The following is a 12816-nucleotide window of genomic DNA, read 5'->3' as shown; positions in this document are numbered from 1 at the left end:
CCACCAAGGCCAATTCAGCGCCTGGAAGCCACGGAAACAGCGGCCTTGCGCCGCTTTTTTCGTTTTTCAATTCCACTGAAACTCTTCTCCAGCCACGGTTTTCAAGTAAACCGCCGGCATTTCCATTTCCATTTCTATTGGCATGACAAGCAATTGCGTATTAGCGGATTTGCGATGCGTGATTGCACCTTGGGAGCCTTGGCGAAAGCGTCTGGCAACGTCACGTGCGCGGCCGCTGCCGTTCACGCTAAACAAAAGCGCCGCCCTTGAGTTATCGATTTTCCCGAGCGCTCTGCGCGACATCGCAAAGCCACCGGCGCAATAAGTGGGCTGCCTCACCCAACACCACATCTTTGGCCTGCACCAGGTAATAGCCCTTGCCCGTCTTTAGTGCGGAGTCAAAGACAGGGACGAGGAGGCCCAGTTGTACGTCTTCCTCAACCAGCCAAGGGCTGGTGAGTACTAAACCCTGATTGCGTCGGGCCGCGTCGATTGCCAGCTCGGACTGATCAAATTTGAGACCGCTGGAGAAGCTATCGGGAGACATTGCGACCGATGATAACCATTGGGACCAGTGGGCATGAGACGTCGTATAGAGCAAGGTTGCTCCCGGCAAACAATCAAGGCTATGCAACCCGAGCCGGTCGCGGTAAGCCGGGCTGCAATAAACCCTTACCTCGTCCGGCAAGAGCAGTTCTGCGTTAACGTCACTGCCATGCCCATCGAAATGCCGCACTGCCAAATCGCAGGTAGCGTCATTGAAATCCACGGTATCGGTGGAGGTGCTCAGGTGCAGTTGCACTTCTGGATGACGCGCCGTGAACAATGGCATCCGCATTGCGAACCAGGCGTTAGCGAACGCCGGCGGCAGGCTTAAGCGTACCTGCCTGTCCCTGACGCCTCGGGCGGCGAGATTGGCGGTCTCCAGTTGGCGAAGCGCCGGCTTCACCTGTTCCCAATAGCTCAAAGCTTCAGCCGTTGGTCGTAGCCTGCGCACATTACGCACAAACAGCGGCGTTCCCAGCCAACCTTCCAGCTTGCGAATTTGTTGCCCTACGGCTCCCGGCGTCACAAACAACTGGCTTGCTGCAAGACTGACGCTTCCCGTTTGCATGACCGCGTCGAAGCACGCGATGGCCCGAAGGGGCGTATCAGCTCTCATGGCGTAGTTTTTCTCTTCTATAGACTGAAAACACATGATTTGTAGCGGCTTATGTACTTTCGCACAATCGACGTTCGCCGCAGGCCAACAACAGATTCCAACTTCCAGGGAAAAGCCCATGCCGATTATCCGAGTCACCTGCCTTGACGATAAAGCACCTGAGGTAAAGCGCAGGCCGTCCACATCAAAAGGTATCGATAAATGAGGAAGCCCGTAGACGGAGCCGCCACGGCGGTGATGATTCTGCTATGCCTTATATGGGGGGCACAGCAAGTGGCGATAAAAGCCGTTGCGCACGACATTGCACCTGTCATGCAAGTCGCCGTTCGCTCCGGAGTCGCGGCATTGCTGGTCTGGCTGATAGGAAAATGGATCATGCGGGAGCAATGGTTACCAAGCGTCTGGTACCGCTCCGGGTTAGTCGTGGCCGTTCTGTTTGCCGCCGAATTTCTATTTGTTGCGCAAGGACTGCGCTGGACGAGTGCTTCGCATATGGCGGTTTTTCTTTATACCGCTCCGTTATTCGCCGCCATCGGCCTGCATCTGCGCCTGCCGGAGGAGCGCCTGGGGGCGCTTCAATGGCTTGGCATGTCTTTAGCGTTCGCGGGTATTGCCATCACCTTTCTCATGCCGCGTGACGGGGTCGCTACTCAGCTGGCCATCACCGACAGTCTGCTGGGCGATCTGCTGGGTTTGTGCGCAGGTGCGGCCTGGGGATTCACGACGGTAGCGGTGCGCACCAGCCGCCTCAGTGAGGCACCCCCAACGCAGACCCTGTTCTACCAGCTCGCGGGCGCGTTTATCCTCTTGTTGCCCGTGAGCCTGCTGCCAGGCCAGAACGCAGTGACCTTTTCAACCAATGCCGTGGCCAGCTTGATTTTTCAAACAGTGATTGTGTCAGTCGCAAGCTATTTAATCTGGTTCTGGATGCTCCGTCGCTACCTCGCTGCTCGTCTTGGCGTACTGGCTTTCATGAGTCCGCTCTTTGGCGTACTCATGGGGCATCTATGGCTTGGGGAACAGACGAGTTTCGGATTTCTGCTGGGCGCAAGCCTCACTATCGTGGGCCTGCTGGTAGTGAATCTCAGCAAGGCAAGCGTACAGAATCAGGAAGAAAGAAGTTATCTGAGACGCTGAGCGAGCCTGGTCATACGCCCAGGGCGAACTCGCACTAATCAGCAGTGGCTGCCCTGGAGCGCCTGAGATACTTGTATACGGTAGCCCGTGATAGGGATAACAGCCCGCAGATATAATTGGTTGCATTGCGCAGCGCGAAGACGCCGCCTTTATCCATTTCACCAATCAATGCCACCATTTCTTCTGACGTCAGCGACGCCAATGTCACCCTGCGAGCCTTCAAGAATTCATCCATGATTGAGTTCGCTGACTCTTGAAAGTCTGTGGCAAACAATCCCGGAGGCTTCTCAACTGTCTGTTCAAGACCTAAAAATGATGCAGCGATTTCTGCCATCCCGCTCATGACAGTGATATCAAAATTTACGCACAAGAGCCCGATCTGGACTCCGTCAGGATTGCGCAGCACCGCTGTGACCGACCTTAGCTGCCGGCGATCAAAATTCACCTTTCTATAGGGCCCCGCAACATCTCCCTCGAATGATGCGCCATCATTGATATCAGTCAACGAACTGTCGCCGACCCGCCGCCGAGAAAATGCATTGAAGATATGTGCAATTTTTCCCGAGGCCAGGTCATGAATAATGACCTCGGCGTGCGGGTCCAGGAGCTTCGCAATCGCCTGGGCGATGCTGATGTAATTATCCAGGTGTTTATTCACGGGAAAATCGCGCCTTAAGAAATACGAAATGTCAGCAGGATACTAAATGTGTTTCTGTGTTATGTTTATGCCCGCTTTCACTGAAGTGCCCGATTGTAGCGCCATATCCCCGCTAACGGCGGCGAGTGGCCGCGAGTCAGTCGGGTACGCGCAACGCCCGTCTTTGAATCGTCGAGGGAGCAATCGATGAATATCTACACCCGAGCGCAAATCATGACTTCCTTGTGTCCAGGAGACGCTGCTGCGCTGATTGCGCAAGGATTCATTGCCCAGGCTGAAGGACGGGTGCAGTTACCTCCGATTCAGAGCCTCCAGTTCCCGGCCAGCAACGGTGACTGCTGCGTGAAGTCGGCTTGGATGTCAGGCGATGAGGTATTTTCAGTCAGGGTCTCGGCCGGTTTCTACGACAATCCCGCGAAGGGTTTTTCCAGCAATGATGGGTTGACGCTGATTTTCTCGGCCTTGACCGGGCAACCCGTCGCTTTGCTTCGCGATGGCGGCTGGCTGACCTCGATGCGGACAGCGCTGGCGGGGCAAATCGTGGCGAGGGCTATGGCGCCTTCACAGGTGAGCGGCATTGGTGTAGTCGGTACTGGCGAGCAGGCACGCATGCAACTGGAACAGCTGATGCCCGTTACTGCATGCCGACGCTTGACGGTTTATGGCCGTAACCGGCAACGCTTGAAACAATACTGTGAATTTGCCGAGGCTTTAGGTTTTGATGTTGCTGCCACCCAAAATGCAAAGGACGTTGCGACCCACTCGAACCTGATCATCACTGCGACACCCTCGCGCGAGGCAATCATCGCCAATGAATGGGTCAACCCCGGGACCCACATCACGGCGATTGGCGCAGACAGCCCTGGCAAGCAGGAGCTGGATGCGCACCTGGTTGCACGTGCAGATGTCATCGTCGTGGACTCAATCGAACAATGCTGCCAATTCGGTGAAATTTCAGGGGCCCTCAAATCCGGGCTGATCGACAAGGGCAGGCTTTTAGTACTTGGCAGCGTATTGAGCGGTCGCGCCATCGGACGACGGGACGACACGCAGATTACTGTTGCAGACCTTACAGGCTTGGGCGTACAGGATGCTCAGATTGCAAAATGCGCCATGGCGTCATTGGCGCACTAGTGGATAGCGAAGCTATCAGGCGGGGTTTAAATGATGAAGTTTGATCCATCGGGCGTCACTGAGACCCCGGCGATTCAATGGGAGGCCCATGCGTGCTTGCCATTGATTCCCGGGCAGGATATGTCCCGTCTGAACAGGTATCGGGAAGCCGGCTTTCATCATGTGTCGATCAACGTCGGCATGGACATGACCCCGTTTGAAACCGTGATGCGAACGATTGCAGGTTTTAGAAGCTGGCTGGCCGACCACCCTGAAGAGTTTGTGCGGGTGACCACCGCTGACGATATCTACCAGGCGCAAAAGCATCGAAAGCTCGCGGTCTCCTTTGACCTCGAAGGTACAAACATGCTGCTGCAGGACCCTGCGATGGTGGAACTATTCGCAAGCTTGGGGGTTCGCCAAATGTTGCTTGCCTACAACCGCGACAACAGTTGCGCTGGCGGCTGTCATGGGGCGGGTACCGGATTGACCACCCTGGGACGCAAGATCGTACAGCGTATTAATACCGCGGGAATTACGATTGATTGTTCGCACGCCAGCAAACGCTCGAGTCTTGAGATCATGGAAGTTTCACGGCTCCCCGCCATTTTTTCCCACACCAACGTAAAAGCGATTTTTGACCACCCGCGAACCATCGACGACGAACAAATATTCGCGTGTGCCGCGCAAGGTGGAGTGATCGGACTGACAGGCTTAGGCATATTCCTGGGCGACCCGGCCGCTTCTGTAGACACTTACGTTCGACAGATCGACTATCTGGCAGAGCGCGTCGGGACCCGCCATATTGGTATCGGTCTGGATACCGAGCTGCACCCTGAGCATAAAGATTTGCCAGAAGGTGAAGAAGAGGGCGACTGGTGGCCGATTGAGCACTACGGCCAAATGAACGGACATGCTCAGTTGCAGCCGGAGACGCTGAGTGAGGTTGCACAACGGTTGATGCGCTTGGGTTATTCGGATGCGGATATCCAAGCGATCTACGGCAATAATTTCATGCGTATTGCAAAGGCAACCTGGCCAGGGTCGAACGCTGAGACTTGAATCGCACCCCGTTAATTGCGCTCGCGTTTGGGCACCTCGCGCTTTATTTGCGACTCGCCCGCAATTTGGATACGGTGCACGCCTGCCCACAAGGACGTCCCCATGATCAAGCCCGCCCCCAAGACCCGCCGCGCGCCCAAAGGTGAAAAACGCCGCGAAGCGCTGCTCGACGCTGCCTTGCAGGTGTTTTCCCTGGAAGGCTACAGCGGCGCATCCGTGGCCCGGGTGGCGGCGATTGCCGGCATCTCGGTGGCCGGACTGCTGCATCACTTTCCCAGCAAGATTTCATTATTGATGGGCGTATTGCAGCGCCGCGACGAGGTGAATCAGCGGATTGCCGACGAGGTGCGGGCGGAGAAGTCGCTGTCCGGATTGCTTGGCAGCCTGCGCGCGATCAACCGCTCCAATGCCAGTGCGCCGGGGGTGGTGCGGGCTTTCACGATTTTGAATGCGGAAAATCTGCTCGACACTCAACCCGCCTGGACTTGGTTCCAGGAACGTTATGCGGGCATTCAGCAGCGACTGCATGGGCAGTTTGCCGATCTGGTGGCGATGGGGGAGGTGCGCGGGGATGTAGACCTTGCCGGGCTGACCGAAGAGATCCTGGCCATGATGGACGGCCTGCAGATCCAATGGCTGCGCTTTCCCGAGCAGGTGGATCTGGTGGCGCGGTTTGATACTTACATCGCGCGGGTCGATGCAGCCATCAGGTTCGTCCCTGAACCGTGATCTATCCCTGAATCAGCCGATCAATTGCCGGCTGCGCTGCCCTGGCTGCTGTCATCGGACATGTCGTAGCCATCACCTTCGCTGGTGTCGCTGTCGGTATTTTCGTTCTGCTTGAGCACGCCACCGGTTTTCACCTTTGGCGCTTCACGCAGCGTCGAATTGAGCGCCGAACGCGGCAACGGGTTGCTGCTGGTGGTCGACAGTTCCTGGCGGAACGAGTTGACCAGTTTGGCGTTCAGACGGATGTCCTGGGACGACCCACCCACCGACAGGTTGAAGCTGTCGGCATCCACCACCCACTGCTTGCTGGCCTCGTCAAAGTAGGCCAGCGAGCGGTCGTTCAGCTCGATGGTCACGCGCTTGCTTTCGCCTGGCTTGAGGAACACTTTCTTGTAGCCCTTGAGCTCTTTGGGTGCGCGTTCAACCTTGGGATTGTTCTGCCCCACATACAGCTCGGCCACCTCGGCACCGGCGACCTTGCCGGTGTTGGCCAGGTCGAACGACACCTTGACCGGTGCGCCGGCCACCGCGACCCCAGGGGTCACACTGATGTTGCTGTAGCCGAAGGTGGTGTACGACAGGCCGTAGCCGAACGGGTAGAGCGGCTTGATGCCTTTTTTCTCGTAACCGCGATAGCCGACGAACAGGTCATCCTTGTAGCTCATCTCGGCCAGGGTTTCCTGGTTGTCGAACTTGGGGAAGGTCGCGTAGATCGGGTTGTCTTCGATGTTGCGTTCAATACTGATCGGCAGCTTGGCCGACGGATTGACCTTGCCCAGCAGGATTTCCGCCAGGGCCTGGCCGCCGTTCTGGCCAGGGTAGAACGCATGCAGCGCGGCCGGCACCTGGTCGATCCAGTCGCTCATTTTCAGCCCGGTGCCGCCGTGCAGGGTCACCACGGTGTTCGGGTTGACCTTGGCGATGCTCTGGATCAGCTGACCCTGGAACTCCGGCAGGTCGAAGCTGTGGTCGAAGCCTTCACCTTCGTATTCACTGCTGTTGCCGGCGGCTACCAGCACGGCGTCGTACTTGGCCAGGTCCTGCGGCGCAACCAGCGATGCCCAGCTCATCTGCACGCCCACCAGGCCGCCCATGGTCGAGAGGTAGCCGTTGCGGCGCGAGTACTCGAGCTTGATGTCCACCGGCTTGCCGGCTTCCAGGTTGACCTTGGCGAACACGGGGATGGTCGGCGGGATGCTGTTGTTCGGCAGCGGCTTGCCGTCGCCGTTGTCGAGCACCTTCTTGCCGTTGACGTAGAGGCGTACCGCACCGTCGGCGCGAATCTTGAACACCTGTTCGCCGCTGACGGTCGGGGTGATCTGGCCGCTGTAGCGGATCGACGTCGCCGCCGTATCGCCGTTCACCGGCAGGCTGTCGGTCGACCAGTCCAGGTCAACGTGCTGATCGGTGCGGCTGGCGGCCGGGTCGCCGGACCAGTTGGTGTTGCTGAAGAACTCGGTCTTCACGCCTTTGACGCTGTTGCCGTTGCCGTCCAGATGGGTCCAGTTCGAGGCGCTCGGGTCCAGGGACAGACCGTCGATGAACTCGACCTTGGCACCCGGTGCCAGTTGCTGCAGGCCGCTCAGTTCGCTGACGTAGTTGGCCGCCATCACGTTCGCGCTGCCGAAACCGGTCGGCGGTGCGTACTTGGCGAGGTTGCCCACCACGGCGATGGTCTTGACCTTTTTCGCGTCCAGCGGCAGCAGGTTGTTCTGGTTCTTCAGCAGCACAATACCTTCGCGCGCGGCGTTCAGCGCCACGCGGTTGCTGGTGGCGCTGTTCATGTTGTGGCTGGTCAACGGCGCCTTGCTGTCGAATTTGTACAGGTAGATCTGCTTGAGGATGCGGCGCACCTTGTCATCGATGGTTGCGCTGCTTAGCTCGCCACTGTCCAGGAACGGCTTGAGCACCGTGCTGTTCATCTGGTAGCCCATCATGTCCAGGTCGGTGCCGGCCTGTGCGGCGGGCAGGCCATTGACCACGGCGTTGTAGTCGCTCTGGACGAAGCCCGGATAGCCCCATTCGGTTTTCAGGATGTCGTGGATCAGGTGCGAGTTTTCGCAGGCGAACTCGCCGTTCACCTTCTGGAACGCACACATCATCATCGCCACCTTGCTGTTCTTCGAGGCGGACTCGAAAGGCGGCAGGGTCATCTCGCGCAGCACGCGCTCGCTGATGGTTTCGTTGAGGTGGAAGCGGTTGCTTTCCTGGTCATTGGCCGCGTAGTGCTTGGCGTTGGCCCACACCCCGCGTGACTGGATACCATTGATCAGCGCCGGGCCGAGGCTGGCGCCGAGGAACGGGTCTTCACCGGACAGGTACTCGAACGCACGGCCGCTGTAGGGCATGCGGTACAGGTTCATGCCGGGGCCGGTGACGAACTGGTAACCGCCGCTGGCGGTGTCGTAGCCCAGGGCGCGACCCACGTCGATGGCGCGGCGCGGGTTCCAGCTGGCCGCCAGGTTCGGGCCGGACGGGTACACCACGCCCTGGGCATTGCCCTCGCTGGTGTAACGCACGCCCACGCCGCCATCGGCGCCGTGAATCTGCGGGATGCCGTACTGGCTCAACGGCTTGACGTCCCAGCCACCGGTGCCGCCGATGTAGGCGAGTTTTTCTTCCATGGTCATTTTGGCCAGGGTCTTGTCCGCGGCCTTTTCCGCGCGGCTCACGCGGCCTTCATCCAGCGCCGGGCTGGTCGCCGCGTGCACCTGGGATACCGCCAGTGCCAGCAGGGCAAAAGCCGACTGCGCACCGATCATCTTGCGTTTACTCATGGGTCTCTCCAGTCACTGTTTATTGAACATGGCGCTGCAGCAAGTGTGTTCCAGCGCACACGCTCGTCACTTTTTCACAGGCAATAGTTGGCCATTAACGCAATTTTTAGCCGATGGCTAATTGCAATTATTTGGCGAATTTCACTGTTTTAAGAGTGTTAAAAATGTATGAGTTATTCTTATAAATAGTGTCTATGCGATATCATGCGATGGCATTTTGAATCGCAAAAACCCGATAATTAAGGCAATTCTTGCGGTAATAAGTCAAACAAAAGCTATTTTTTGCGCGAAATAAGAAATATTTCATTACGTTTTGGAACCAATACTAAACCTACTGGTCGATTGGTTTAAGAAAATGTCAGCCGGGGTGGCGAACTAATGGCTCTGTCCAATAGTTCTAAAAGGCCATGCCCTAAACAGGCTGTCATATACACGGCTTTGGTGTAGGGTCTTGAGCGAGTTCAAGACGCCACTCGAGCTAATCGCTGTTGTTGATCTGGAGAAAGTTGATGAAGATTTCCCTGTTGAGTGCCGGTGTTGTGCTGGGCGTTGCACTGAGTGGCGCGGCCATGGCTGCTGAATCCACCGATGCCGACGCCAAGTCCGGCGCCACCGATTCCACCGTGCTGACCCAGGCCCACGACGCCAAGGCAGCGAAAAAACAGAAGGCCGAAACCACCAAGGGCGGCCGCCCGCAGAACAGTTCGGGCACGCCGAAAACGTCCAACTAAGCGCAACCCTTTGCAGGAGCGAGCTCCTGGCTCCTGCAAACTATTCCTCTCAGACAGTCGCCCATGCCCAGCCCGTCAACACCCCTCAATGCCTGCCAGATACACATTCCGGATACCGACCAGGTATGCGCGTGGCTGATGCAGCAGGCCGGGTTGAAAACCGTTGACCTGGAGCGCGCCCGGCGCCTGTCCCAGGAATCCGACGACACCGAATTGCTCGGCCTGCTCACCCGCCTCGGGCTGGTCTCGGAAATAGAACTGGCCCGCGCCTGGGCCGACCTGCTCGGCGCACCGCTGGTGCTGGCCGATGCCGCACCGCCGTTGCTCGACCCACTGCCGGCCCTGACCGAGCGCTTCATGCGCCATTACCAGGTGGTGCCCGTGGGCTGGAGCCAGGGCGGTTTGCGCGTGCTGGCCGCCAACCCCGCGCAGGCCTACCCGTTCCAGGCCATGGCCTATGCCTGCGGCGTACCGGTGTGGCTGGCGGTGGGCCCGCGCAATGAGGTCGAAACCCTGATCGAGCGGTACTATGGCCAGGGCCGCTCGGCCATGGGCACCCTGATCGAAAACCTCGACGAGCAGGGCGGCACGCTGGAAGACATCGAACACCTCAAGGACATGGCCTCCGAAGCGCCGGTGATTCGCCTGGTCAACCTGATCCTGCAACGCGCGGTGGAACATCGCGCCTCCGACATCCATATCGAACCCTTCGAAAACCAGCTCAAGGTGCGCTACCGCATCGATGGCGTGCTGCACGAAGCCGAAGCGCCGCCGTCCAGCTCGTCGGCGGCGGTGATTTCGCGGGTAAAGATCATGGCGCGGCTGGACATCGCCGAGCGGCGCCTGCCCCAGGATGGCCGCATCATGCTGCGCATCCAGGGCAAGGAACTCGACTTGCGGGTGTCCACCGTGCCCACCAGTTTTGGCGAGTCGGTGGTGATGCGCCTGCTCGACCGCCAGACCGTGCAGTTCGATTTCCAGAGCCTGGGCTTCGACGGCCAGCGATTGGAAACCTTCCTTGAAGTGCTGGAGCGCCCCCACGGCATCCTGCTGGTCACCGGCCCCACCGGCTCGGGCAAGACCACCACGCTGTACACCGCGCTGTCACGGCTCAACACCGCCGAGCGCAAGATCATCACCGTTGAAGACCCGGTGGAATACCAGCTCGAAGGCATCAACCAGATCCAGGTCAAACCCGCCATCGGCCTCGACTTTGCCGGCGCGTTGCGCTCTATCGTGCGGCAGGACCCGGACGTGATCATGATCGGTGAAATCCGCGACCTCGAAACCTGCCGCATCGCCATCCAGTCTTCGCTGACCGGCCACCTGGTGCTCTCGACCCTGCACACCAACAGTGCGGCGGCGAGTATCACGCGCCTGTTGGACATGGGCGTCGAAAGCTACCTGATCGCCTCGACAGTCAATGGCATCCTCGCCCAGCGCCTGGTGCGCCGTCTCGACCCGGCCACGCGTGAAGCCTTCGAAGCGCCGCCGGAACTGATCGCCGAACACGGCCTGGACCGCTTTACCGAACAACGCCCGATCCTGCTTTATCGCCCCCGCGCCGACGCGCCGGGCGGCGGCTATCACGGGCGCAGCGCGATCACCGAATTGCTGGTGATGAACGACGAACTGCGCAGCCTGCTGATGCGCCAGGCCGACGCCGCCACCCTCGAACAGGCCGCCCGCCGTGGCGGCCTGCGCACCTTGCATGAAGAGGGCCTGCGCCAGGCCGTGGCGGGTGTCACCTCGCTGGAAGAAGTGCTGCGCGTCACCCGTGGAGACGGCGCGTGAGCCTGTTCAAATACCGCGCCCTCGACAGCCAGGGCCAGCCGCAAAACGGCACCCTGGAAGCCAGGGACCAGGACGCCGCCGTCGCCGCGCTGCACAAGCGCGGCCTGCTGTTGTTGCACATCGATGTGGCCGGTGCCCAGGGCCTGCGCAAGGCCTTCGGCCGTGGTCAGTTGAACGGCGCGGCGCTGGTCAGTTTCACCCAGCAACTGGCAACCCTGCTCGGCGCCGGGCAACCCCTGGAACGTTCCCTGGGCATCCTGCTCAAACAGCCTGGCCAGCCGCAGACCCGCGCGCTGATCGAGCGCATTCGCGAACACGTCAAGGCCGGCCAGCCGTTATCCAAAGCACTGGAGGAGGAGGGCAGCCAGTTCTCGCCGCTGTACCTGAGCATGGTGCGCGCCGGCGAGGCCGGTGGCGCCCTGGAAAATACCCTGCGTCAGCTCAGTGATTACCTGGAGCGCAGCCAACTGTTGAGAGGGGAAGTGATCAACGCGCTGATCTATCCCGCGTTTCTGGTGGTCGGCGTGCTCGGTTCGCTGGCCCTTCTGCTGGCGTACGTGGTGCCGCAATTCGTGCCGATCTTCAAAGACCTGGGCGTGCCGATCCCGTTGATCACTGAAGTGATCCTCGGCCTCGGGCAGTTTCTGGGTGCGTACGGGCTGGCCGTGCTGGCGGGCCTGATCGTCGCCTGCTGGACGCTCGCCGCGCGCCTGCGCGACCCGCAGCGGCGTGAGCGTTACGACCGGCGCCTGCTCGGCATCCGCGTGATCGGCCCGCTGCTGCAACGCGTCGAGGCGGCTCGCTTGACGCGTACCCTTGGCACCTTGCTCAGCAATGGCGTGGCGCTGCTGCAAGCGCTGGTGATTGCGCGGCAGGTCTGCACCAACCGTGCGCTGCAGGCCCAGGTCGCCGACGCCGCCGATTCGGTCAAGGGCGGCGGCACCCTGGCCAGCGCCTTTGGCGCGCAGCCGCTGCTGCCCGACCTGGCCCTGCAAATGATTGAAGTCGGCGAACAGGCCGGCGAACTCGACAGCATGCTGCTCAAGGTCGCCGACGTGTTCGACGTGGAGGCCAAACGCGGCATCGACCGCCTGCTGGCCGCCCTGGTGCCGTCCCTGACCGTGGTCATGGCGGTGCTGGTGGCGGTGATTATGCTGGCGATCATGCTGCCGCTGATGAGCCTGACCAGCAATATATGAACCCTTGAGGAAGCAACCCATGCGTCACACCCGATTCAAGCCCGCCCGCCGCCAGGGCGGTTTCACCCTGCTGGAAATGCTCGCGGTTATCGTGCTGCTGGGCATCGTCGCCACCATCGTGGTGCGTCAGGTCGGCGGCAACGTCGACAAGGGCAAGTACGGCGCCGGCAAGGCGCAACTGGCCAGCCTGGGCATGAAGATCGAAAGCTACGGGCTGGACGTCGGCTCGCCGCCCAAGTCCCTGCAGCAACTGGTCGAAAAGCCGGGCAACACCGCCGGTTGGGCCGGCCCCTACGCCAAGCAGTCGGACCTCAAGGACCCGTTCGGCCATGCCTTCGGCTATCGCTTCCCCGGCGAGCACGGCGCGTTCGACCTGATCTTCTACGGCCAGGACGGCCAGCCCGGCGGCGAAGGCTACAGCGCCGACCTGGGCAACTGGGAATAAACCTGCGCC

The 12816-nt window shown here is 59.9% G+C and carries 11 protein-coding genes; 8 read left to right on the top strand and 3 right to left on the bottom strand.

Translation table 11 applies throughout. The features are described 5' to 3' along the window. Positions 1-271 precede the first annotated feature (271 nt). Positions 272-1282 (bottom strand): LysR substrate-binding domain-containing protein, encoded by a 1011-nt coding sequence (locus TU79_RS12530; protein ID WP_231986793.1) that lies wholly within the window; start codon positions 1280-1282, stop codon positions 272-274. An 81-nt stretch (positions 1283-1363) separates the two neighbouring features. Here TU79_RS12530 and TU79_RS12525 point away from each other — a divergent pair, with 81 nt between their 5' ends. Then, a complete protein-coding gene (locus TU79_RS12525) occupies positions 1364-2299 on the top strand; it encodes a DMT family transporter (RefSeq protein ID WP_057008272.1) in 936 nt (311 codons plus the stop codon). 34 nt (positions 2300-2333) lie between these two features. On the opposite strand, the gene TU79_RS12520 is transcribed toward TU79_RS12525, so the two are convergent. Then, positions 2334-2957 carry a helix-turn-helix transcriptional regulator gene (locus tag TU79_RS12520; RefSeq protein ID WP_057008271.1) on the bottom strand — a complete coding sequence of 208 codons (624 nt, stop codon included), beginning with the start codon at positions 2955-2957 and terminating at the stop codon, positions 2334-2336. 186 nt (positions 2958-3143) lie between these two features. Here TU79_RS12520 and TU79_RS12515 point away from each other — a divergent pair, with 186 nt between their 5' ends. The 3 genes from TU79_RS12515 to TU79_RS12505 all read left to right on the top strand — a co-directional run bounded on the left by TU79_RS12515 (position 3144) and on the right by TU79_RS12505 (position 5861). Continuing rightward, complete coding sequence (locus TU79_RS12515; RefSeq protein ID WP_057008270.1) at positions 3144-4091, top strand: ornithine cyclodeaminase family protein; 948 nt, start codon at positions 3144-3146, stop codon at positions 4089-4091. 30 nt (positions 4092-4121) lie between these two features. Next, positions 4122-5132, top strand: coding sequence for a membrane dipeptidase (locus TU79_RS12510; protein WP_231986795.1), 1011 nt, complete (start codon positions 4122-4124; stop codon positions 5130-5132). Between the two features lie 102 nt (positions 5133-5234). Further along, complete coding sequence (locus TU79_RS12505; protein ID WP_057008269.1) at positions 5235-5861, top strand: TetR/AcrR family transcriptional regulator; 627 nt, start codon at positions 5235-5237, stop codon at positions 5859-5861. A gap of 20 nt (positions 5862-5881) precedes the next feature. Here the strand turns inward: TU79_RS12505 and TU79_RS12500 are convergent, their stop codons facing one another. Beyond that, positions 5882-8638 (bottom strand): beta-glucosidase, encoded by a 2757-nt coding sequence (locus TU79_RS12500; protein WP_057008268.1) that lies wholly within the window; start codon positions 8636-8638, stop codon positions 5882-5884. 509 nt (positions 8639-9147) lie between these two features. Between TU79_RS12500 and TU79_RS12495 the strand changes: the two genes are divergently transcribed. The 4 genes from TU79_RS12495 (at position 9148) to gspG (ending at position 12807) form a co-directional block, all read left to right on the top strand. Next, complete coding sequence (locus TU79_RS12495) at positions 9148-9369, top strand: hypothetical protein (RefSeq protein ID WP_057008267.1); 222 nt, start codon at positions 9148-9150, stop codon at positions 9367-9369. 63 nt (positions 9370-9432) lie between these two features. Next, positions 9433-11163, top strand: a complete 1731-nt coding sequence (gene gspE, locus TU79_RS12490; protein WP_057008266.1) for a type II secretion system ATPase GspE — start codon at positions 9433-9435, stop codon at positions 11161-11163. After that, positions 11160-12362, top strand: coding sequence for a type II secretion system inner membrane protein GspF (gene gspF / locus TU79_RS12485; protein ID WP_057008265.1), 1203 nt, complete (start codon positions 11160-11162; stop codon positions 12360-12362). Before gspE ends, gspF begins: the two co-directional genes overlap by 4 nt. 19 nt (positions 12363-12381) lie before the next feature. Further along, entirely contained in the window at positions 12382-12807 is a 426-nt protein-coding gene (gene gspG, locus TU79_RS12480) for a type II secretion system major pseudopilin GspG (RefSeq protein ID WP_003231965.1), read from the top strand. The last annotated feature ends 9 nt before the right edge of the window (positions 12808-12816 follow it).

Source organism: Pseudomonas trivialis (assembly GCF_001439805.1).
Taxonomy (GTDB): domain Bacteria; phylum Pseudomonadota; class Gammaproteobacteria; order Pseudomonadales; family Pseudomonadaceae; genus Aquipseudomonas; species Aquipseudomonas trivialis.
The sequence above is the reverse complement of the archived record's forward strand: the minus strand, read 5'-3'. Positions and strand labels throughout refer to the sequence as shown.